Origin of the sequence: Psychroserpens sp. XS_ASV72, assembly GCF_041224425.1 — a bacterium.
Taxonomy (GTDB): Bacteria; Bacteroidota; Bacteroidia; order Flavobacteriales; family Flavobacteriaceae; genus Psychroserpens.
The window spans coordinates 189369-212925 of sequence record NZ_JBGFGL010000080.1 but is presented as its reverse complement, the minus strand read 5'-3'; the positions used below and the strand labels follow the sequence as shown (position 1 = coordinate 212925).

The window sequence follows — 23557 nt, the reverse complement described above, 5'->3', positions numbered from 1 at the left end:
TTTTAAAACCAGGGTTTTAAAGAGCTCAAACAAATTGTCTGCGCAAAGCAGCCAACTTGCTCCATCCTTCTTGCAACGTATTACGATGTAAACTGATAATCTGAAAACGTTTCCAATACCTCATCAAATGCAGCAAATACATCTTTAGAGTCATCGCTGGTTACCATTTTCATTCGGTATTCCTTGAAGTTTGGAATCCCCTTAAAGTAATTGGTATAATGGCGTCGCGTTTCAAAAACACCCAACTTTTCTCCTTTCCAATCTATTGACATTTGTAAATGACGACGTGCAGCTTCAACACGTTCTGCTATAGATATTGGTGCTAAGTGTTCTCCCGTTGAGAAATAATGTTTCACTTGTTTAAAAAACCATGGGTTACCAATTGAAGCACGACCAATCATCGCGCCATCCAATCCGTATTGATCACGCATTTCTTCAGCGCGTTCTGGAGTATTCACGTCACCATTCCCAAATACGGGAATATGCATTCTCGGATTGTTTTTGACTTCAGCTATAGGCTTCCAATCAGCATTACCTTTATACATTTGTGCGCGCGTTCTGCCGTGAATTGAAATCGCCTTGCAGCCCACATCTTGAAGTCTTTCAGCAACCTCAACAATCTTGATTGAATCATGATCCCATCCCAAACGTGTTTTAACGGTTACTGGTAGTTTGGTACGCTTGACCATTTCAGCAGTCAGTTGCTCCATCAAGCAAATATCCTTTAGGATTCCTGCACCTGCACCTTTGCTAACAACCTTTTTTACAGGACAACCAAAATTAATATCAATAATATCGGGATTGGATTGTTCAACAATATCAATGGTTTGCAACATGCTTTCCATGTTCGCTCCAAAAATCTGAATACCTACAGGTCGTTCTTTTTCATAAATATCAAGCTTCATGACGCTCTTTGCGGCATTTCGAATAAGCCCTTCGCTTGAGACAAATTCTGTATACACCACGTCGGCTCCTTGTTCTTTGCACAATGCTCGAAAAGGAGGGTCGCTCACGTCTTCCATTGGAGCCAATAACAATGGAAAATCAGGAAGTTCTATGTCGCCAATCTTTATCAAATCATATTCTTTTAAGCAAAATTAATGTTTTTTACGCTCAAGCTTGTGAGGGATTCTTTTCAATACCCAAAAACCATAAATACCAAGAGCGATTTCAGCAATCATCCCATACAAATAACCAAGCGATGGCGGACCGTCAAGAACTACACTAAGTAGCCTCCCAAAACCCAAGCCCAACATAAAAACAAGATTCGTAATTAATGCTGTCTTTAATAGCCTTGCATTGAAAACTCCTAGAATCCAAATCACAGAACACGCCAAATACAATCCCATTATGGCCTTGTAAAAGTTGTGTTCGTCTGTCGTTTTTGGAAACAATTCAAATTGAGCATCCGGAAAAAAAGCATACATGATGGCTACAGGAACCACAATGATCACCGAAATAATCAAGTGCACTTTGGTAATGATATCTTCCTTGGTGCTTAGGAACAAAACAAATTAAAATTCAAGATCTGCCTCAACTTCTTCTTCGCCTCTCTTAACGACAACTTTAGTCTTGTCGCCTTTATCAAATACCGACAAAGCTCTCATGTAGCTCATCATATCTGTAACAAGACTGTCGCCAAGCTTCACCACAATATCTCCTTTTTGAAGTCCGGCTTTTTGGGCAGGTTTATCTTCACTCACACCATCAATACGCATCCCTTTGCCATCGTATAAATAATCTGGAATAACACCTAAACCAACTTTAAACCTTGGAACATCCTCACTTTCGTTTTTGGTTTTTCTAAAAGCTAATTTTCCATTGTCATCAAGGTCAGAAATGATATCGAAAATATAAGTCGATATTGTTTTCATGCCTTCATAATTTAACTTTTCGAAATCGTCACCAGGTTTGTGATAATCTTCATGTTGACCAGTGAAAAAATGGAGAACAGGAATATCGCTATTATAAAAAGAAGTATGGTCGCTTGGACCAACTCCAGATTCATTTTCAATGATTTTAAATTTAGAGTTGTTGGCTTTTACCACTTGTTTCAATATTGGAGAGGTTCCCAATCCATATACAGCAAGTGTGCTATCTTGTTTTAACCTGCCAACCATGTCCATGTTCAACATGTAGTTTGCCTTTGACAAATCAATAGTCGGGTTTTTAGTGAAGTAATTAGAACCCAATAAACCCATTTCCTCACCTGAAAAAGTCATAAACAAATAGTTGTTCCCTTTATTTTTGCTTTTTAATTTTTTGGCTAAGTCCAATAACACCGCTACGCCACTTGCGTTATCATCAGCACCATTGTGAATTTCATTTTTTTCTCCTCGATACAAAGAGCCTTCTGCTCCATACCCCAAATGGTCGTAATGTGCACCTATGATTATGGTGTTTTCTGCTTTGTTGTCTAAATAAGCAATTACATTGGTTCCCGTAATGGTACTATCACCATCTTTAACCGTATAATTAACTTCCTGATGAGGATCTGTTTTGGGCTTAAATGAAAATTCTTGAAAATACCCTTCAGTTCCCTTAGCTTCCAATCCCATAGATTGAAACCTTTCAGCAATATATTCTGCTGCGGCTTTTTCGCCATCTGAACCTGTTTGACGGCCTTCAAGTTTATCATCTGAAAGAAACTTAACATCGTCTTCAATCGAAACTGCAACATCTGGGTTGGCGGCATTGTCTTTACAAGCAACCAAGGATAATGTCAAAAAAAGGATAAATAATATGTTTTTCATCTTATGAAATATTAATTTTGCGCAAATTTAGTCAATAAAGCTATGAAATACACATTTATCGTCTTAATTAGCCTAATCGTTTTCGGTTGCAAAGATACTAAGGAAGTATCTGAAACATCTGTTGCTGAAGAAAACACTATAACGGTTGAAACCTCAAATGACTCTTTGATATATCCAGGAGAGAAACACTTTAAATCGATACGTCAAGTTACTTTTGGTGGTGATAATGCCGAAGCTTATTGGAGTTTTGATGACAAGCAACTGGTGTTTCAATCAAACAATAAGGCATGGAATGTTGGCTGTGACCAAATGTTCTTGATGAATGTCAACGAAACTTTTAAAGACAAAATGCCTCCAATGATCAGTACTGGGAAAGGGAGAACCACTTGTGCATATTTTCTTCCAGATAACAAACACATCATTTATGCCTCAACACATTTAGGAGGTGATGATTGTCCGGAAACACCATTGCGAAAAAATGGAAAATACATTTGGCCAATATATGATACTTATGACATTTTTGTGGCGGATCTCGAAGGGAATATTGTAAAACAACTTACCAATGAAATTGGTTATGATGCCGAACCAACAGTCTCTCCTAAAGGTGATAAAATTGTCTTTACCTCAACTCGTAGTGGTGATTTAGAATTATACACGATGAACATCGATGGTACCGATGTGAAACAAATCACGAATGAATTAGGTTATGATGGAGGCGCCTTCTTTTCGCCTGATGGCACTAAATTGATTTTCCGTTCTTCTCGTCCAAAAACAGAACAAGAAATTAAAGAATATAAAGAGCTGTTGGCTGAAGGCTTGGTTGAACCAACAGATATGGAGCTTTACATCTGCAATGCCGACGGAAGCGATTTGCGTCAGTTAACGGATTTGGGCAATGCCAATTGGAGTCCGTTTTTTCATCCTTCAGGAGAAAAAATCTTATTCTCTTCCAACTTTGAAGCAGAGCGTGGATTTCCATTCAATTTGTATATGATTGATCTTGATGGAAAAAATCTTGAGAGAGTAACACATGGGGAAACATTTGATGCGTTTCCTGTCTTTTCAAATAATGGTAAGTATTTAGCCTTTTCTTCCAACAGAAATAATGGAGGCGGAAGAGATACAAATCTGTTTATTGCTGAGTGGCAAGATTAAATATGTTTGTTTTACTTATCGCTTCTACTTAAACGCTCGCGTTCTTCAGTGTCAATCGATCGTGCATTAGACTCTAGTTTGGTGTTTCCAAACTTGTATCTAAATCCGAGTCGAACATACCTATTGTCTATATCAGTAAACCCAAAACTGAATTGGTTTTGATATCTGGTGCTATATTCGAAATCTTGAAAATTAAACAAGTCACTTACCGAAAGTGAAATGATGCCTTTGTTTTTTAGAATGCTTTTCGATATCGCCAATTCTGAAGCCAATCTGTTTTCAACCACCTGAAACCCTTGTAAATTTTTTCCAATCCAAGTCAGGGCAAAAGTCATGTTCAAACTTCTGTCTTCCAAAAAGCTAAAATCGTTTTGCAGTATAGAGTAGTTAGACCATTGGTCTTGAGTGACTGCTCCTTGACCAAAATCGGTTTCTTCCTTAAAATTATAAAACGAGGTTACCGCATACACTGACCAGCTATTGGTAACATCAAAGCCTGTTATAAAATCAAAACCAAACTCAACAGATTTGTCAAAGTTTACAGAGATGTATTCAATGACGTTGGTAGCATTATTCTGTCTTGGGATTTCAGAAATGGCACCATCATAGTTTTTATAATAGGCTTCAAATGTAAAATATCGTGTAATACCAGTACCAACAACAAAATGATCTGTAAAGGTTGGAACCAAAAATGGATTTCCCGACACCACATAATTGTCGTTTAAGAAGAAGCGAAACGGATTTAGGTCGGCATAACTAGGTCGCGCAATGCTTCGTTTATAATTAGAATAAACATTATACTTTTCTGAAATATTATACAGAATACTGGCGTTTGGAAACCATTCCAAATAATCTTGCGTATTGGTAATATTGGTTAATGGTGAAATTCCTTCAACATTAGTCTGTTCCATTCGTAAGCCAGCGTTCACACTCCATTTCTCTGTGTTTAAGTCATAATTGGCATAAGCAGCATAGATTTTTTCATCATAATCGAAAGCGTCTGAATTTGGAACATCTAAAGTTTCTGTTCCTGAGTTTAAATCCACATCAAACTGTCTAAGGCTGCTTTCTGTTTTAATGTTGGAATATTTCACGCCTATATCAAAATTGGAATTGTCATCGATTGGCAAACCAAAATCAACTTTTCCTGAAAAAATATTAGTGTCTTGATTGTTTTCGGTGTTGAAGGCGGTTGCGTTCTGAAAACTATTATTGCTATCAAAAAAACGACTGAAGACGTTTTGGTTCCGTTCGTAGTTGTAGGCAGTGTAATGTGCGTTAAAAGCGAGTCTTCCTTTAGAAAGATTATGTTTGAAATCTAAATCAAATGCTAGGTTGTGTTTGTTGTCTCTTGATAAATTATCGGCTGTAAACCGAGATAAAAAAGCACTGTTACTATCACTAATGACGGTGTTGTTTCCAATTTTATATTTAAAATAAGGCACGTATAACGCATTTGAAGACAAGCTCAAGGTGCTTTTGTCACTAATAAAATAGTCAAAATTGGTATTGAGGTTGTGGGTCTCAACCCAAGTGTTTCTATTGGTAAAAGAGCGCCAACTTTCATCAACTCCATTTGAGTTGTTTAGAAAATTAACTGTGTCGTCGCCATCTCTATTGATTTTGTCTTTAGAATAGCTGTAATTTACATTGAAACTGATGTCATCGTTCTTGAAAAAGTGACTGGTCCCCATAGTATATCTAGGAAAAACACCTTGTGTGAAATTGGAAAACACACTGCCTCTGTATCCCGTAATTAAGTTTTTACTCATGACGATATTGACAACCACACCGCTTTCGGCATCGTATTTAGCTGAAGGGTTTGTAATGACTTCCACCGACTTGATAGCGTTTGCAGAGGAACCAGCCAGTAACTGGTTTAAATCCTCAGAAGATAAATTGACCTTTCTGTCGTTTATGTAAACTGTTGGATTGGAGTTTTTAACGGTAATCTCATCTCCGATGACCAAAACACCAGGTGTACTTTTAAGAACTTGAAGCATCGTGCCTTCAACCAAAGCCGTGTTTTCAATGTTGAACACCAAACGATCCGCTTCGCGTTTCAAAGTTGGTTTTTCAACCACAATGCTAACCTCATCCAACTCTTGGGAGGCTTCTTGTAGCGTAATGTTTTTTAAATCTAGGTTTCCAGTTAATACAATTTTTTGAAAATACTCTTCAAAACCTATAAAACTGACTCTTAAAACATAGGTATTGGCTTGCAAATCGAAAAAAGAAAAGGTGCCATTTGTTTCTGTCGATGAGCCCTTAAAAACTTCTGTTTCATCTTGACTCATCAGAACAACATTAGCAAACTCAATAGGATTTCCCATGTCATCAACAACGGTTCCGGTAACAGACATGGTCTGGCCAAAACCAAGACATGTACAGAAAGCAAAGAAGATAAACTTGGTTAGGGATTTCAAAATTAGCTTGGGTTTAATAATGCAATATAGCATTTGTTTTTAAATCCTAATTCTTGAAATTAACATCATTATACAGTTTTGTAGGCGTAAGTAGCATTTTTTGGATAAGAAATCAATTATATTTGCAGCATCTTTTAAAGAGGAACGGATTTTATGAAGCACATTAGAAACTTTTGTATCATTGCGCACATTGACCACGGAAAGAGTACCTTGGCAGATCGCTTATTAGATTATACAGGATCTGTTACGGCTCGTGAAAAGCAAGATCAGTTGTTGGACAATATGGATTTGGAACGCGAACGCGGTATCACTATCAAGTCGCACGCCATTCAAATGGAGTACGTCTACGAAGGAGAAACCTATGTTTTAAACTTGATAGACACACCAGGTCATGTCGATTTCTCTTATGAGGTTTCACGCTCTATTGCCGCTTGCGAAGGTGCGTTACTCATCGTTGACGCTGCTCAAAGTATTCAGGCGCAAACCATTTCTAATTTGTATTTAGCCTTGGAAAATGACTTGGAAATCATTCCTGTGCTTAATAAAGTAGACTTGCCAAGTGCCAATCCAGAAGAAGTTACCGATGATATTGTTGACCTATTGGGTTGTGATCCCGAAGAGGTTATTCATGCCAGCGGAAAAACAGGCTTTGGTGTCGATAATGTTTTAAAAGCGATCATTGAACGAATTCCTGCGCCATCGGGAAATGTTGACGAACCGCTTCAGGCCTTGATTTTCGATTCGGTTTATAATCCGTTTCGTGGTGTTGAAACCTATTTTAGAGTGATTAATGGTTCCATCAAAAAGAATCAAGAAATCAAGTTTATCGCAACCGGAAAAAAATACCATGCAGATGAGGTTGGCACCTTAAAACTAAAGCAATTCCCTAGACAGGAAATAAAGGCTGGAGACGTAGGCTATGTTATTACAGGTATTAAAGAAGCTAAAGAAGTTAAGGTTGGTGATACGATTACTGATGCCAAAAACCCAACCCAAAATGCTATTGAAGGTTTTGAGGATGTGAAGCCAATGGTATTTGCAGGAATCTATCCTGTAGACACCGAAGACTATGAAGATCTTCGTGCGTCTATGGAAAAACTTCAGCTCAACGATGCGTCATTGGTTTTTACACCTGAGAGTTCTGCGGCTTTAGGTTTTGGTTTTCGATGTGGTTTCCTTGGAATGCTTCACATGGAGATTATTCAAGAACGTCTGGAACGTGAATTTGATATGACCGTTATTACAACGGTTCCAAACGTGAGTTATCATGCGTATACAAATAAAGAGCCAGACCAAATTATTATCGTTAATAATCCTACCGATTTACCTGATCCATCAACTTTAAATCGTGTAGAGGAACCTTACATTAAAGCTACGATTATTACCAAGGCTGATTTTGTGGGTAATGTGATGTCGTTATGTATTGAAAAACGTGGCATCATAACCAATCAAACCTATTTAACGACTGAACGTGTTGAATTGAGTTTTGACATGCCTCTAGCTGAAATCGTCTTTGATTTTTACGACCGCCTAAAAACCGTTTCCAAAGGCTATGCGTCTTTTGATTATTCACCAATAGGAATGCGTGCTTCTAAATTGGTACGCGTCGATATCCTACTAAACGCTCAGCAAGTAGATGCGCTTTCTGCCCTGATTCATGCAGATAATGCTTACAGTATTGGTAAGAAAATGTGTGAAAAACTTAAAGAATTAATTCCGAGGCAGCAGTTTGATATTCCTATTCAGGCGGCAATTGGTGCTAAAATTATTGCGCGAGAAACCATAAAGGCTTTACGTAAGGATGTAACCGCAAAATGTTATGGTGGTGATATTTCCCGTAAACGTAAACTTCTTGAAAAACAGAAAAAAGGGAAAAAACGTATGCGTCAAGTTGGTAACGTAGAAATCCCGCAACAAGCATTCATGGCTGTTTTAAAGCTGAATGATTAAACTTTTTTAGTATCTTACTTCATGATCTAATTCATGGAGTCGACACCTAGAAAAATACTTATTTGTGAAGACCATCAAATTGTTGTTGATGGGCTTGTTTCTATTTTTAAGAATCAGCCCGATTACCAGGTTATTGGTTATATCAAAAACGGTGGTGAGGTTTTGACTTTTCTAAAACGCCAATTACCAGACGTGATTTTATTAGACATTAACCTTCCCGAGGTCAATGGTTTGGAAATACTAAAAAGTATAAGGCAATTAGAATATGATATTAAGGTTATTGTCTTAACCATGTACAACAAGGAAAATATCATCAGGAAAGTAAAACAGTTCAATGGAAATGGCTTCCTGTTGAAAAACTCTTCTACAGAAGATGTGCTTAAAGCACTTGATACCGTCTTTGATAGTAAAAGTTTTTACATGGGAAAAGGTGTAAAAAATTTAGTTGACGAAACCGATGGCTTTGTTCAAAAAGTGAATATAACCAATCGTGAGAAAGAAATAATCAAAGAGCTCGTAAAAGGTTATAATGTTCCTCAAATAGCTGAAAGACTATACATTAGCAATTACACTGTGGAAACCCATAAAAAGAATATTTTCAGAAAATTAAATATTCACAATAGTATCGATTTGGTAACGCTGGTCAATGAAAAAAACTTACTGTCATAGCTTGCTTTTTCTTTTTGTATTTGGCGTTACCCTTTGTTCAAATGCCCAAATCGATACGCTTGTTATAAACCATTCATTTACTCAGGTAAATATTAACACATTTGCAAAAAAAGTTCAATCTTCTGAAGGTTTTATCAATGAAGAAGATATCATTAATAGTGTTGGTTTTGAAAATGACCCTTACTTGTTCATTCCTATTGAGGATGATATTGCAACGGTCTTTTTTAGAGTTAAGAATGCAACAAATGAAAAAAAGGAGCTCATTCTAGAGTTGAACAATTCTTTATTGAATCATATTGATTTTTATCAATTTGAAGGCTCTCAGTATACCTTGATTAATCAAACTGGAACCAATTTTGCTTTCAACTCGAGACCTATTAATGATCGAAACTTTGTGTTTCCAATTAATTTGTCATCTCAAGAAACCAAAGCTTATGCCTTACAATTCAAAAAGGACAAAATCAGTGTTGTGGTTCCTTCTACTTTGTGGTCAAAAAAAAACTATGATAGTCATACCAAACGAAGTTATCTCATCATAGGAATCTATTTTGGGATTTCAGTCATTTCAATCTTATTCAGCCTTTATATTTTTAGTTTAGTAAAACTAAGAGTGTATTTAGTTTACGCATTGTACATAATTTTTCTTGGGCTCTATCTGTACTCATTCCTAGGATTGTTTTTTCAATATTTTATTGCCGAAAATGAAGCGTATAATAAATACATACATGTATTTTTTGTTGTTTGTACGACTATTTTTTTCGTACTCTTTTCTCAAAACATTTTAAATGCAAAGGTCTATGCTCCTAAAATCAAAAAAGCTTTGGATGTAATACTAATCATTGTCATCTTGACTCGATTCAGTGATTTTGTATTGCCTCACGAAATGTTCCTGAACATAAAGCCTTTCGTCATGCGGTTGTGGTATTTTTCATTCTTTGCAATCATTGGTCTGCTCTTGGTCCTAATCTACAAGTCTTATCCAAAGCAAAAGAAAATTACGCTTTTTTACTTGTTTGCTTTTTCCTTCATTGGTACTGCAACTATTTTCACGATCATAAATGTGAATAATGGCGCATTGTTTTCTTATGTTTATGGCATTCCTTTAATTCTTTACGCTTCTTTATTTGAAATTATTTTTCTAACCTTCACTTTAGTTCTAACGGTTAAGAACATTTATGATGAACGGAACGCGTTATCTGTTCAATTGGTCGAACAACAGAAAGGATTGTTTAATGCCTTTATTCTAGGAGAAGAAAGGGAAAGAGAAAGAATAAGCAAGGAGCTTCACGACCACATAGGAAGTCGATTAGGTTACCTGAAGCGCTTTGTAATCGACACAGTGAAGAATGACGATGTTGCCGCTTCAATCGATGAGATCTGTAATGATTTAAGGGATATTTCCCATGATCTTTCGCCTTCTGATCTTACATTGGTTGGTTTTGAAAGTTCTGTGGAGGAATTATGTCAAAAAATCGCTTCAGAAACAACACTTACGGTCAACTTTAACAGTCATAAGTTTCCTGAAGCACTTAATCATTCAACCTCAACAAATCTTTACAGAGTGGTTCAAGAAGCCTTCAATAACATTATGAAACACTCGGAAGCCACTCAAGTGGATGTTCAGCTGTTTGGTCATGATGACCATATAAGTATAAGCATTGAAGATAATGGAAAGGGCTTTGAGTTTTCAGTAGAAAAAGGCTTAGGGTTTAAAAACATGTCATCTAGAATCGGCCAAATCCATGGTGAATTAAATGTAGATTCTAAGCCAAACAAAGGGACATTCATTCTAATAAATATTCCTGTTTAAATCTACCTGAATTCAGGTATTGAATTCGAGATTGGGCTAATGTAGATTTATCCTTCTAAAACGCAATTAATTAATTTTCTCGATTAAAAAAAATTCAAGATGTATGTTTTAAATTGATTAACCATTGTCTTGAATGAGAGGCTTAGGTTTCAACACTTAAGCCTTTTTCTTTTATCTCAAAATATACCTGAACTCTGGTATTGCCTTTAAAAGGTCTACGAACCTACATTTACATTAATCAATTTAAATCATACATTATGAGAACAAGACTACTTTTACTATTATGCCTAATGTCTTTTACAAGTAGCATCGCGCAATTAAATGTGTGGACTGGTGCTGTAGATGATTTATGGTCTAACGAAAACAATTGGACGGGAACGGTTCCATCGAACTCTGACGACGTTCTTATACCTTCAGGGTTTGTCGTTACAATCGACTCACCCGCAAATATTCGGTCTATTGAGGTTCAAGGTAATTCCACTCTTAATATTACAGAGGCCTTAATCATTCAAAACCCATCAGAATTTGAAACAAATGTTGTTGTAAACTGGTCTTCGGGTGATTTGATTGGCCCTGGTATCTTATTGAATAGCGGAACCATAAACTTAACGTTTCCTTCATTTGATTTGAGCGGTTCTGTAGTACTCAATAATCTGGGTACAATTAACCTATCATCTGGAGCAAATATTGGTATTGGCACAGACTCTGTCCTCAATAACTCAGGAACGGGAACCATTGACTTCCTAACTACGGGTTCTTCTATTTATGCGGTGAGCGTTCCACCAAATACGCTTAACAACTTTGGTACTATTAAAACATCGTTCCCAAACCCAAGTGACAGTGGGACTATTGGAGGCACATTGATCAATACCGATGGTATTTTTCAAATCGATTCTGGAACACTAAATCTAAATACCACCGCTTTGAACATGATTGGTGGTGAATTTAATGTTGCCGCTGGAGCTACACTAAACTGGAACGGTCCTATTGACGCGATTGGTGTGATTACGGGTAATGTCTTCGGAACCTTAAACTGGGATGACGATTTATCAATGACAACAAACGTAATGCTTCAATTATCAGGAAACGGAGTGCTTACGAATACAGGAGGCAATATTGTTGGTGGAGGAACGCTCACCAATGCATCAACTATCACATTTGCTTCTGGGTCTTCCTCAATTGAAGATGCTTCAACATTGGATAATAACGGGTTATTGACTTTTGAAAGTGGAGCAGATTTAAGATTGGCAGCGAATTGTACCTTAAATAATTCTTCAACAGGAGTTATTGAGGTTTTATCAAATGCCACAGAAATTGCTTCTTTGGGTATTACTGACGATACTAGAGTTTTTAATAACGCAGGACTTATTACGGCAACAATGCCTAATCCGTCCGATACGTCTTCAATTAGTATTACCCTCAATAACGATGATGGAACAATTGAAGTAGACAATGGGACATTGAGCCTAAATTATTCAAATACAACATTGTCAAATGGCACATATAATATAGCCTCAACAGGAACACTGGCTTGGTTGTTTCCAATAAGTATTGAAGGAAACTTAACGGGTAATCTGGAAGGCACTCTTGATTGGCGTGCCGATTTGTTGGTTCCAACATCAGCAACATTGGATTTCACTGGTAATGGGTTTATTGATTGGATAACGGGTGATTTAGATGGTGGAGGTGTTTTGAATAATGAAACCATTATCATTAAATCAAGTGGCGGAACAAAACGAATTGATAACGGAAGCACGTTGAACAACAATGGCGAAATTAGACAAATTGTTGGTGGTACGATATCCATTGGTACAAACTCAATTCTTAACAACACATTAAATGGTACAATCATACTCGAGGCTTCTTCAGGGTTTAGTGCTTTTGGAGTTGCTCCAAACACATTAAACAATTTTGGACTAATTCAAAGCTCAGCAGTATCAAATAACACCTTTTTTAGTGTTCAGCTTTCTAATTCTGGAACTGTAGATGTTGTCCAAGACGGAATGGTTTTCACTGGAACGGGAACTTTTGTTAATAATGAAACTGGAGTCATAAAAGGGCAGGGTTCTATAACGCTTCCTGTTGGTTTTATGAACAATGGCACTGTTTCACCAGGCGCTTCTCCCGGAACCTTAGGGTTTGTAAATGATTATGATTCTAGCGCCACATCAATTCTTGAGATTGAGTTAAATGGCAGTGATCAAGGCGTCAACTACGATTTAATCACAATTAATGGCAATGCCAATCTAGATGGAAGTTTAGATGTCACTTTGGGATTTAACCCTTCCATAAATGATGAATTTGTTGTTTTAACGACTCAAAACAGCATAAATACTTGTAACCTACCTGTTTCTTTAACCTCTTCTTTTGGAGGTTTCAATTATGACTTTGATGTTGTTTGTAGAAATAATAACGTGTTGGTCCTAACTGTAATAAACGAAACCCTAAGTACCACAAACCTTGAAGTTGTAGATTCTAATGTGAATGTATACCCCAACCCTTCCAACGGTATTGTACACGTGAAGTCAAATCAGCGTATTTCGACAATAAATTTATATGACATTAATGGAAGGCATCTTCAAAAATACAATACAAACACCTTAACAATAGATCATCTCCCTAACGGACTTTATTTTATTGAAATAAAGATTGATGAAGTTGTAGTAAAAACAAAAAAACTAATCAAAATTTAAATACTAATTAACCCTTCAAATTATGAAAACTAAAGTTTACAAAACCGTTTTTTTAACCCTATTTGTTTTAGGGTTCTCAACGTCCTTAAACGCACAAGACTTCGGTTCTATAGTTCAAGAAAATGATTTGTTTTCAACGAACAAAGCGACCATAGACCTGCGAACCTATGAAGTCAATGTTGACGATTTTACCTTAGATTATTCTGTTGAAAATGCACCAAAAAGCATTACTGAACATGACGCACAACAAGAGGTCATTGGTTTTGCTTTACAAATGCTGGCATTTGGTGCAGGTCTTGGTTTAAACGGAGACCAGACATTATGGTGTCTTCATGCAGAATATTATTTGCGCTTGGCCATGTTAAAACGTGCAGCATTATATGGCTCGCTTGGTGCTATGTACAATGGATCTAATAGCGATTTACTCACTACAACAATTTTTGATGTGACATTAAAAGTTCTAATGTTTAGTCAGTTGGTAAAGCGCTTTCAACAAGTACGGTTTCTATATGGTCTGGCCGCGGCTTATGGTTTTGGTACTGAAAAATTTGAAGATGGTTTTTCATATGACTTGACAAGATTGACAATAGGGCTTGTCGTTGGTTTTCAAATGATGCTTTCGCCCGTATGGTCAATAATGCTCCAAACGAATATTTTTAATTATGCCGAGCAGACGCGATCGTATGAAGATTTTGAATATACAGACTATTCGAGATGGGCACTTATAAACAAAAGAAACCTAGTGCTTTTTTCTTTAGTATACACTTTGGGTAATTCTAAAAACTAATCATAAAAACACTCATCATGACAACACTAAAATCAAAACACAAACCTTTAATCACATTTATACCTTTAATACTGTTATTTTGCTTTTCATGTAGACCTATTATGGAGCCGATGGATGGACGTGAATACAAATTAGAGCTTCCTCCTGAAGATAAGCCCTCAAAAAATAGCTGGGCTCCTTTTGTTGGAGGTGGAAGTCTAGGCTATGGAAACAATTCCGTGGAAGGCGAATCAACATCTTCTTTTTGTGCTGGTGGAGAATTTATGTACAACTTTCTTGGCAACGATCAAGGAGGGCTTTATGGTGGTGCTTTTGGAAATTATATGACGACAAGTTCTGATGGCTTTGATGAAAGCTTATTCAGAGTGGGATTAAGAGCCCGATACTTTGATCATATCATACCATCGCAACGTCTTCAGCTCAGTTATGGTGCTGATATTTTTGCTGAAAGTGGAGAACGAGAATTCTCTATGGCAAAGGATGATATTTCTGGGTTTGGTGCCTCTGCTAAATTGGGTTTAAACCTTAATCTTCCTGATAACTTTTCAATTGGAGTTGAGGCACCCGTTTTCACATATCTAAACCGTAAATATGAATACAATGGAGGTGAAATAGAACAAAGCAGCACTTGGTTTGGAATCAATAAAGACAATGTGGTAATGGCGTATTTGAGGTTTGGGTTTTAGAACCAAAAACAAGTCGTTTTAAAAATTATTAAAAGACATGGTTTTTAAAATTGATTATTTGAAATTAGTCTTTTACATTGAAGTCTCTCTTGTTGAGACTTCTTTGTTTTGGACTTTTTCTACATCAAAATGCTTTCCTAAATAAACAAGATGATAACCCTCTTTGATACTGTCTATCTCTTTGTTAAAGGAGGAAATGATTTCTAGCTCACCCTCTTTGGTTTTGATAAAAAGAGGGATAATATTCTTATCCTTGTTGGCCATTTCAATTAAGGTAAGATAGTGGTCTTTACTGTTCACTTCAATTTCATGGATTGCAGGATAAGCTCTTGTAACTTCAGTTAGCCTGATATAATCATCTTTGTGTGAAAACAATCCTTCCTTAGGGTTGTTGTTGTCATCATTCATTTCGTCTGGAGTTACCAATCTAAAGCTTCCGTGTTCTCCAAAAACCTTTCCGAAGCGATCTATGGTATACTTATTAATATCTGAATTTGCGGTCATGGCCATTAAGTAGCCTACATCATTCAGTTCAATGTTATCGGTTAAGGTGTCAGAATAAATATTCGTGTTAATAGCTTCAATACCCAGTTCTTTAGCGCTATCAATATTAGATTGGTTACTATCTATCATAACCACACTTCTACCATTTTCTTCTAAATAATGTCCAATGAGCCTTGAAAATTTGGAAGCGCCAACTATTAGTATGCCTTCTGACTTTGTTAAAAACACTCCTACCAGCTTTGCAAAAAATCGTGCCGTAGTTGCATTAAGCAACACCGTTCCCAAAACAATCATAAACACAAGAGGAGTTATATACTCTGCTCCTGCTACTCCTTGTTTGATTAATTTACTACCAAAAAGCGAAGCAATACCTGCGGCTACAATACCTCTTGGTCCTACCCAACTTATAAATATTTTTTCCTTGGTTTTCAGTTTCGAGCCATGTGTACTTAAAAATACTGCCAAAGGCCTGATTACAAAAACTACAATAGCAAATAAGGCAGCTGTTTGCCAATTATAGAGTAATAATAGATCATCCATATTGATATTGGCTGCCAGAAGAATAAAGAGAATAGAAATTAACAGTACGCTTAAAGATTCCTTGAAATATAATAGCTCTTTAATGTTTTGAAGTTTTCCGTTTCCTAAAACCATTCCCATAACCACAACTGCCAAAAGTCCAGATTCATGAGCAAAAACATCAGATTCTACATAGACCAATAAAACCGTGGACAAGGATACCACATTCAATAAATAATGTGGAATTAAACCTTTATTGATTGCAAAAGCCAGCGCATGAGCAAAGGTAAATCCAAAGGTCGTTCCAAATAAAATAATCTTACCAAACTCAATGAATGCCGTTTTGGTAAATCCGCTATCACCTCCAACGCTTATGAACTCAAAAACCAAAACCGCAACCAAGGCTCCTATTGGGTCGATAAGAATCCCTTCCCATTTTAAAACCGTTGAGACATCCTTTTTTAAGGGAATATTTCTCAAAATAGGCGTTATAACGGTTGGGCCTGTAACGATAATAAGCGCAGAAAACAAGAAACTGATTTCCCAGCTCAATCCGAAAATTAAATACGACGCCAATGCAGCTCCAAAAAATGTCACTATGGAACCAAGGGTTATTAGCTTGGTAATCGATGGGCCAACATTTCTAATTTCAGAGCGTTTCAATGTCAATCCGCCTTCAAATAAAATTACGCTGATTGCCAAAGACACAAAATAATAAAGTCCTTCACCTGGGAACAATCCTTTTTCACCGTTCCAAATAGGTTCAATCCACTTGGTGCCATCTTCAGATAAAAACTCGGCAGCAATAGGTCCAACCAAAAGCCCTATTAAAATTAGCGGTAAAATTGCTGGAATCTTAAACTTCCATGCAAACCATTGTGCCAGTATTCCTAAAATGATAATTCCTGCTAATTCTAACATTAACTTGTTTTTGGTTTGGAGTAAAGTTAATAAGATTTACAAGAAATCAAAGACCCAATAAAGTCTAAGGTTTTATTACTTGACACACAACCTTCAAAATTCTTAATTTAATCTTAAGTCTTTAGTGAGTTGCTGTGTTTTTGTTATTTTGCAATCATGAATTTATATCCTATACAAGCCGGTAATTTTAAATTGGATGGAGGTGCCATGTTTGGTGTCGTTCCAAAATCACTTTGGTCTAGAACCAATCCTGCAGATAGCAACAATATGATAGATATTGCAGCACGTTGCTTACTCATTGAAGATGGAAATCGTTTGATATTAATCGATACAGGAATGGGAGACAAGCAAAGCGATAAGTTTTTTGGCTACTATTATCTTTGGGGAGACAACACCATTGATAAGTCTTTAAAAGCACATGGTTTTCATCGTGATGATATTACTGATGTGTTTATGACACATTTACACTTTGACCATTGTGGCGGAAGTATTCAATGGAATAAAGATAGAACTGGATACGAACCTGCTTTTAAGAATGCTCATTTTTGGAGTAATAACAATCATTGGAAATGGGCTACAGAACCAAACAATAGGGAAAAAGCTTCTTTTTTAAAGGAAAACATTCTTCCAATGGAAGAAAGCAGTCAGTTAAAATTTACGTCTTTACCAGAAACTGATTTACTTGAAAATTCTGAATTGGGCTTTGATATTTTTTTTGCCAACGGTCATACCGAAAAACAAATGATTCCTATGATTTCGTACAAAGGGAAGACAATTTGTTTTATGGCAGATTTATTGCCAACGGCTGGTCATATTCCGCTTCCTTTTGTTATGGGTTACGATACAAGACCATTGTTAACCTTGGATGAAAAGGAAAAATTTTTAAACCTAGCGGCTGATCACAATTACTTTTTGTTTTTAGAACATGATGCCCATAATGAAATCATCACGGTTCAACACACCGAAAAAGGGGTTCGTTTAAAAGAGGTATTCACTACCGAAGAAATTTTTAATTGATATGAAACTACATATAAAATATAGTCTTCTTTGTTTAGTTATTTCAACTCTATTCGTGAGCTGTGGTAGTTCTTCAGGAATCATTTCTACGCCCATAGAAAACATTGATAGTTCGCCCTTAAAGATCTCAGATCTCACTGAAGAAGAATTACACAATTGGCAACACCTCGATTTGGCGAATGATACAATTCCTGGAATGAGTGTTGATAAGGCGTATAATGAAATCATAAAAAACAGAAAAGGAAAAACCGTTATCGTCGCCGTTATCGATTCAGCAACAGATATCGATCATGAAGATTTAGATGACGTGCTTTGGGTAAATACAGATGAGATTCCCAATAATGGTAAAGACGATGATAACAATGGGTATGTTGATGATATCCATGGTTGGAATTTTATTGGAGACACCTATTATGAACAGTTTGAATATGTAAGGCTGTTGGCTTCAGGTCAAACCAATCATCCAAGATATACTGAGGCGCAAAATTTATATAACACAGAATACCAAAAGTATTCCCAACTTAAAACACAGTCTACCCAACTTTTACAACAGGTCAAGCAGGCCAATGATTTAATTGTCCTTCATTTAAACAAAAAAGATTATACCAAAGACGAGGTGTCTTCAATAAAAACTGAAGATCAAAACTTACAACAAGCCATTGCCATTGTAAAAAGCATCTATGCTTATGGATATGACCCTGTGTCTGATTTTATAAAAGCCATTGAGGGTGATTTGGTGACAATTAATGATCGCTTAGATTACCAACTTAACAAGAACTTTAAGGGCCGAAAAATAAATGATGATATAAACGATCTTTCTGATGTTGGCTATGGAAACAATAATCCTCGTCCTGTTAACGAAAATGAAAGCCATGGAACGCATGTCAGTGGCATTATTTTAGCCGAACGAAACAATGGTAAGGGCATGAAGGGTGTTGCCAATAATGCTAGGTTAATGGCTATTAGAAGCACTCCAAATGGTGATGAATATGATAAAGACGTGGCTTTAGCAATTAGATATGCTGTAGATAATGGTGCTAAGGTTATTAACATGAGTTTTGGAAAAGCCTTTTCTCCACATAGTGATTGGGTAAGGGAATCTATTGTTTATGCTGCAGCACATGATGTATTAATAGTTCATGGCTCCGGTAATGATTCTGATAATGTTGATATTAACAGCAATTATCCTAATGATGCCAAAGGAACGGAAGCTGAAATTGCCGACAATTTTATTACTGTAGGAGCCTTAAATCCTAGATATGGTGCAAACTTGGTGGCAGATTATTCTAATTATGGAAAAGTTAATGTGGATGTTTTTGCGCCTGGATCAGACATCTACTCTTCTACTCCTAACAATAATTATGAATCTAAGGACGGAACCTCAATGGCTGCGCCAAATGTAACTGGTGTTGCTGCTTTAATTCGTTCACAGTATCCTAATTTAACCGCATCTCAGGTAAAACAAATTTTAATACAATCTGGATTGCCAATCAGTGCTAAGGTGATGGTGGGTAAATCCAAAACCATTAAAAACTTATCTGATATCTCTAAATCAGGAAAAATAGTTAATGCCTACAACGCCCTTATTATGGCTTCACAGCTAGCAAATCAATAATCCAATAGACCTACTTCATGAAATCTCTTTTTGCATTTAGCTTCTGTTTTTTAGTCTTTTTGTCGACTCTGTGTATGAGTGCTCAAAAACCAAAAATGACGTATAAGTCAGACTCCTATTGGCAACAGCAAGCAGATTATATCATGAACATAGATATGGATGTTGAAACGTACCAATACACTGGGACGCAAAAAATTATTTATACCAATAACTCTCCTGATGAACTCAATAACGTATTCTATCATTTGTATTTTAATGCATTCCAACCAGGAAGTGAAATGGATGCGAGGGTTCAAAGTATTTCAGATCCCGATAAGCGCTTAGCCCAAAATATTGAGGGTAAAAATCAGCCTCTTTATGAAAGCCGAATAGCTAAATTACAGCCAAACGAAATAGGGTATTTAAAAGTGATATCGCTTTCCGTAAACGGAAAACCACTAACATATAAAGTTGAAGGAACAATATTAGAGGTCCACCTTGATAAAGGTATTAATCCTGGAGAGAAAGTCGAATTTGATATGGTCTTTAGAGGTCAAGTGCCTTTACAGATTCGTCGTTCCGGAAGGAACAGTAAAGAAGGGGTTGCATTATCTATGGGACAATGGTACCCAAAGTTAGCTGAGTATGATGATGAAGGTTGGCATGCAGATCCTTATATCGGAAGAGAATTTTATGGTGTTTGGGGTGATTACGATGTAAAAATCGCAATAGATAAACATTATACGATTGGAGGCACAGGATATTTACAAAATCCTGAAGAAATTGGTCATGGTTATGCGAAGAAAAATGTGATTACAGATGGTGATAAGCTGGTATGGCATTTTAAAGCGCCCAATGTTCATGATTTTTCTTGGGCTGCAGATCCAGATTACAGGCACGATACTTTTCAAATGAAAGACGGCCCAATGCTCCATTTTCTTTACAAAAAGGACATGGATTCAGAATACCTAAATAATTGGAAAGCTATACAATCTAAAGCAGCTGATTTTTTTGAATATTATAATTTGAATATTGGTTTATATCCTTATCAACAATATTCCATAATTCAAGCAGGTGATGGCGGAATGGAATATGGCATGTGCACATTTATAACAGGAGAACGCAGCTTCAATAGTCTTTTAAGTGTTGTGTCTCATGAAATTGCCCATAATTGGTTTCAATTTGTTGTCGCCAGTAATGAATCTAAGCACGAATGGATGGATGAAGGCCTTACAAGTTATATTGAAGATGAAGCCTTGAATGTAATCAAGGGAACGAATAAAGAAAATGCCCAAGAAACAGCCTATGAACGCTATGTTGGTTTTGCTAATTCAGGATATGAACAACCCTTAACAACACATGCAGATCGCTATGCTTCAAACAAAGCTTATAGCAGAGCTGCTTATAGCAAAGGTGCTGTATTTTTGTCTCAGCTTAGATATATTATTGGTGAAGATCAAGTCAAAAAAACAATCAAAAAGTATTATCGTGATTTCGCTTTCAAACACCCTAAGCCATTTGATATCATTCGTACAGCAGAAAAGGTTTCTGGACTTGAACTCGATTGGTATTTTATAGATTTTGCTCAAACCACAAATACAATCGATTATGGTATCAAAACTGTTGATAAACGCAGCGTAACACTTGAACGCATCGGACTCATGCCTATGCCTATTGATATAACCATTACGTATACTGATGATACTCAAGAACAATTTTATATTCCGCTTCGTCAAATGCGAGGAGAAAAGCCAACTTCAGCAACAATTCTAAGTGATTGGGCTTGGGCATATCCAACTTATTCTTTTGAAACTTCAAAAAAAATAAAATCTGCAGAAATTGACCCTTCTGGGTTTATGGCAGATGTGGATAGGGAAAACAATACGTACAACCGAAAGAAAAATAATTAGTATTTAATGTCTTAGCATGCATTTAGCTTTAGACTCTTTTACTATATTGCTATAATAGATTCTTATTAGAGAATTCAAACAAAAGACCAACACCTTGTTCTCATATTCAAAAAAAGAAAAGCTGAAAAGCCAAAAGTTGATAGAAGAGCTATTTTCACAAGGAAAATCACTAACTGTTTTTCCTTTGAAATTAGTATATCTAAAAACAACTTTTGATGACGGAGCAACAATGAAAACCGGTGTTTCTGTAAGTAAGCGAAATTTTAAAAAAGCCGTTGATAGAAACCGAATCAAACGCTTATTAAGAGAAGCTTATAGGCTTAACAAGGCGGTATATTTTAACAACATTTCAGGCTCTTATGCGTTAATGATTTTGTATCTTGGTAAAGATGGCGCAGATTTTGCTTCTATAGACAAAAAAATGAAAACGCTATTAAATAGCTTTCGTGAAAAAATGTCCCAACCATAAAAAATTTAGTTATGAAAAATAAATTTAAAAAACGTTTTATCATTCCGCTTTTGGCGCTTTTAATTTTTATTGGCTCAACAGCATTTAAAAGCGACCTTTTTGAGGTAGCCAAACAAATTGAAATCTTCACCACAGTATTTAAGGAACTCAACATGAACTATGTTGATGAAACCAATCCTGGAGATCTTATGGATACAGCTATAAAGAGCATGTTAGAAGATTTAGATCCTTATACCAATTACTATAATGAGCAAGATGTTGAAGCTTCAAGAATCAATAACTCTGGTGATTACACAGGTATTGGTGCTAATGTATTAACCTTAAAAGATAAATTGGTAATCATTGAACCCTATAAAGGCTATGCTGCTGATAAAGCTGGACTTAATGCTGGAGATGAAATAATTAAAGTGGATAATGTTGTGGTTTCTGATTTTAAGGACGATGCTGGTAATTTATTACAAGGTGCCGCAGGTTCTGATGTAACCGTAACCTATTTGAGACAAGGTCAAGAAAAAACTGCTACAATTAAGCGGGAAGCAGTTGAAATTAATGCTGTTCCTCATTATTCAATGGTGGACGAGGAAGTAGGTTATATTGTCTTACGAAAGTTTACCCGACAAGCGTCTTCAGAGACCAAAAGTGCCTTAAGAGCTTTAAAGAACCAAGGTGCTAAAAAAATCATTTTAGATTTAAGAGGAAATCCTGGAGGATTATTAACAGAAGCTGTTAATGTCACCAATCTCTTCGTTCCTAAAAACCAATTGGTGGTGACCACAAAATCTAAAGTAAAAAAGTACAATAAAACATATTACACACAAAGAGAACCTGAAGACACTGAAATTCCAGTTGTGGTTCTTATTGATGGTAGAAGTGCTTCTGCAAGTGAAATCGTCTCTGGTGCCTTGCAAGATCTCGATCGTGCGGTTGTTATTGGAGCACGAAGTTTTGGAAAAGGATTGGTGCAGCGTCCGAAACCTTTAACTTATGGCACACAAATCAAGATTACTATTTCCAGGTATTACACACCTTCTGGTCGTTGTATTCAAGCATTGGATTATTGGAATAGAGATGAAAATGGAAAGGCAACTCGCGTCAAACGTGAAAACTACACGGCTTTTAAAACCAAGAAAGGACGAACTGTTTATGATGGTGGTGGTATACAACCTGATTTAGAATTAGAGGTCACTAAAGAAAGTCCGATTACCAATGCTATTTTAGATGATAATCTTATTTTTAAATATGCTACCGAGTATTATTATAGTCATCCTAAGCCAGCAGAATTAGAATCTTTTGAACTCACAGAGGCCGAATTCAATAGTTTTAAAAATTTCTTGAGAACCAATAATTTCAACTTTGAAACAAAAGCTGAAAAGGCATTTGCCGAAGCGTATTTGATTGCCAAGGAAGAAAAGATTGGAACTGCAATCGATACTGATTATGAAGATTTGCTAAATGCTTTAAATCGTTATAAAAATCAAGCTATCGATGCTAATAAATCGGAGATTTTAGCGTTACTATCAGAGGAAATAGTTAAGCGTTATTTTTACCGAGAAGGTCTTTATGAATATTATAAAGCTACCAACCCTGAAATCCAGAAAGGGAAAGATATTTTAGGTGACCTTTCAGAATATAATGGCTACCTGAACTAGTTGAAATTTGATATAAAGCCCTAAATCAACTATATTGGAGGCAAC

The 23557-nt window shown here is 36.3% G+C and carries 17 protein-coding genes; 12 read left to right on the top strand and 5 right to left on the bottom strand.

All coding sequences use genetic code 11. The features are described from left to right. Nucleotides 1-80: 80 nt before the first annotated feature. From dusB to AB9K26_RS11880, 3 genes are read right to left on the bottom strand one after another with little or no spacing between them, the layout of a single operon-like run. Complete coding sequence (dusB, locus tag AB9K26_RS11890; RefSeq protein ID WP_369972780.1) at nt 81-1076, bottom strand: tRNA dihydrouridine synthase DusB; 996 nt, start codon at nt 1074-1076, stop codon at nt 81-83. 21 nt (nt 1077-1097) lie between these two features. Next, a complete protein-coding gene (locus tag AB9K26_RS11885) occupies nt 1098-1508 on the bottom strand; it encodes a DUF4345 domain-containing protein (protein WP_369972779.1) in 411 nt (136 codons plus the stop codon). 6 nt (nt 1509-1514) lie between these two features. After that, nucleotides 1515-2753, bottom strand: coding sequence for a M28 family peptidase (locus AB9K26_RS11880; protein ID WP_369972778.1), 1239 nt, complete (start codon nt 2751-2753; stop codon nt 1515-1517). A 42-nt stretch (nt 2754-2795) separates the two neighbouring features. On the opposite strand from AB9K26_RS11880, the gene AB9K26_RS11875 reads away from it, so the two are divergent. Continuing rightward, a complete protein-coding gene (locus AB9K26_RS11875) occupies nt 2796-3908 on the top strand; it encodes a TolB family protein (RefSeq protein WP_369972777.1) in 1113 nt (370 codons plus the stop codon). An 11-nt stretch (nt 3909-3919) separates the two neighbouring features. On the opposite strand, the gene AB9K26_RS11870 is transcribed toward AB9K26_RS11875, so the two are convergent. Further along, nucleotides 3920-6334 carry a TonB-dependent receptor domain-containing protein gene (locus tag AB9K26_RS11870; protein WP_369972776.1) on the bottom strand — a complete coding sequence of 805 codons (2415 nt, stop codon included), beginning with the start codon at nt 6332-6334 and terminating at the stop codon, nt 3920-3922. A 153-nt stretch (nt 6335-6487) separates the two neighbouring features. Between AB9K26_RS11870 and lepA the strand changes: the two genes are divergently transcribed. The 6 genes from lepA (at nt 6488) to AB9K26_RS11840 (ending at nt 14929) form a co-directional block, all read left to right on the top strand. Beyond that, the gene (gene lepA, locus AB9K26_RS11865) at nt 6488-8284 is read left to right on the top strand and encodes a translation elongation factor 4 (RefSeq protein ID WP_369972775.1); all 1797 of its coding nucleotides are present in this window, start codon (nt 6488-6490) and stop codon (nt 8282-8284) included. A 33-nt stretch (nt 8285-8317) separates the two neighbouring features. Beyond that, the gene (locus AB9K26_RS11860) at nt 8318-8953 is read left to right on the top strand and encodes a response regulator (protein ID WP_369972774.1); all 636 of its coding nucleotides are present in this window, start codon (nt 8318-8320) and stop codon (nt 8951-8953) included. Further along, entirely contained in the window at nt 8931-10763 is a 1833-nt protein-coding gene (locus tag AB9K26_RS11855) for a 7TM diverse intracellular signaling domain-containing protein (RefSeq protein WP_369972773.1), read from the top strand. Before AB9K26_RS11860 ends, AB9K26_RS11855 begins: the two co-directional genes overlap by 23 nt. A gap of 257 nt (nt 10764-11020) precedes the next feature. Continuing rightward, nucleotides 11021-13456 carry a beta strand repeat-containing protein gene (locus AB9K26_RS11850; protein ID WP_369972772.1) on the top strand — a complete coding sequence of 812 codons (2436 nt, stop codon included), beginning with the start codon at nt 11021-11023 and terminating at the stop codon, nt 13454-13456. Nucleotides 13457-13478: 22 nt separating this feature from the next. Continuing rightward, nucleotides 13479-14243, top strand: coding sequence for a hypothetical protein (locus AB9K26_RS11845; RefSeq protein WP_369972771.1), 765 nt, complete (start codon nt 13479-13481; stop codon nt 14241-14243). 17 nt (nt 14244-14260) lie between these two features. Beyond that, nucleotides 14261-14929: a hypothetical protein gene (locus AB9K26_RS11840; protein WP_369972770.1), complete on the top strand. Its 669-nt coding sequence runs from the start codon at nt 14261-14263 to the stop codon at nt 14927-14929. A 72-nt stretch (nt 14930-15001) separates the two neighbouring features. On the opposite strand, the gene AB9K26_RS11835 is transcribed toward AB9K26_RS11840, so the two are convergent. After that, entirely contained in the window at nt 15002-16873 is a 1872-nt protein-coding gene (locus AB9K26_RS11835; RefSeq protein ID WP_369972769.1) for a cation:proton antiporter, read from the bottom strand. A gap of 156 nt (nt 16874-17029) precedes the next feature. Between AB9K26_RS11835 and AB9K26_RS11830 the strand changes: the two genes are divergently transcribed. From AB9K26_RS11830 to AB9K26_RS11810, 5 genes are all read left to right on the top strand, one after another. After that, on the top strand, nt 17030-17890 hold the full coding sequence (locus AB9K26_RS11830; protein ID WP_369972768.1) for an MBL fold metallo-hydrolase: 861 nt from the start codon (nt 17030-17032) through the stop codon (nt 17888-17890). Between the two features lies 1 nt (nt 17891). Further along, on the top strand, nt 17892-19505 hold the full coding sequence (locus AB9K26_RS11825) for a S8 family peptidase (protein WP_369972767.1): 1614 nt from the start codon (nt 17892-17894) through the stop codon (nt 19503-19505). Nucleotides 19506-19600: 95 nt separating this feature from the next. Further along, nucleotides 19601-21394 carry a M1 family metallopeptidase gene (locus AB9K26_RS11820; protein ID WP_369972766.1) on the top strand — a complete coding sequence of 598 codons (1794 nt, stop codon included), beginning with the start codon at nt 19601-19603 and terminating at the stop codon, nt 21392-21394. A 136-nt stretch (nt 21395-21530) separates the two neighbouring features. Next, nucleotides 21531-21863 carry a ribonuclease P protein component gene (rnpA, locus tag AB9K26_RS11815; RefSeq protein ID WP_369972765.1) on the top strand — a complete coding sequence of 111 codons (333 nt, stop codon included), beginning with the start codon at nt 21531-21533 and terminating at the stop codon, nt 21861-21863. A gap of 11 nt (nt 21864-21874) precedes the next feature. Beyond that, the gene (locus AB9K26_RS11810; protein ID WP_369972764.1) at nt 21875-23512 is read left to right on the top strand and encodes a S41 family peptidase; all 1638 of its coding nucleotides are present in this window, start codon (nt 21875-21877) and stop codon (nt 23510-23512) included. The last annotated feature ends 45 nt before the right edge of the window (nt 23513-23557 follow it).

Excerpts from the sequence above, each read along its gene's own strand:
- AB9K26_RS11820 (WP_369972766.1), top strand. The coding sequence starts at position 19,601 with ATGACGTATAAGTCAGACTCCTATTGGCAACAGCAAGCAGATTATATC.
- AB9K26_RS11835 (WP_369972769.1), bottom strand. The coding sequence starts at position 16,873 with ATGTTAGAATTAGCAGGAATTATCATTTTAGGAATACTGGCACAATGG.
- lepA (WP_369972775.1), top strand. The coding sequence starts at position 6,488 with ATGAAGCACATTAGAAACTTTTGTATCATTGCGCACATTGACCACGGA.
- AB9K26_RS11840 (WP_369972770.1), top strand. The coding sequence starts at position 14,261 with ATGACAACACTAAAATCAAAACACAAACCTTTAATCACATTTATACCT.
- AB9K26_RS11855 (WP_369972773.1), top strand. The coding sequence starts at position 8,931 with ATGAAAAAAACTTACTGTCATAGCTTGCTTTTTCTTTTTGTATTTGGC.
- AB9K26_RS11860 (WP_369972774.1), top strand. The coding sequence starts at position 8,318 with ATGGAGTCGACACCTAGAAAAATACTTATTTGTGAAGACCATCAAATT.
- AB9K26_RS11875 (WP_369972777.1), top strand. The coding sequence starts at position 2,796 with ATGAAATACACATTTATCGTCTTAATTAGCCTAATCGTTTTCGGTTGC.
- AB9K26_RS11810 (WP_369972764.1), top strand. The coding sequence starts at position 21,875 with ATGAAAAATAAATTTAAAAAACGTTTTATCATTCCGCTTTTGGCGCTT.
- AB9K26_RS11880 (WP_369972778.1), bottom strand. The coding sequence starts at position 2,753 with ATGAAAAACATATTATTTATCCTTTTTTTGACATTATCCTTGGTTGCT.
- AB9K26_RS11825 (WP_369972767.1), top strand. The coding sequence starts at position 17,892 with ATGAAACTACATATAAAATATAGTCTTCTTTGTTTAGTTATTTCAACT.
- AB9K26_RS11845 (WP_369972771.1), top strand. The coding sequence starts at position 13,479 with ATGAAAACTAAAGTTTACAAAACCGTTTTTTTAACCCTATTTGTTTTA.
- AB9K26_RS11830 (WP_369972768.1), top strand. The coding sequence starts at position 17,030 with ATGAATTTATATCCTATACAAGCCGGTAATTTTAAATTGGATGGAGGT.
- AB9K26_RS11850 (WP_369972772.1), top strand. The coding sequence starts at position 11,021 with ATGAGAACAAGACTACTTTTACTATTATGCCTAATGTCTTTTACAAGT.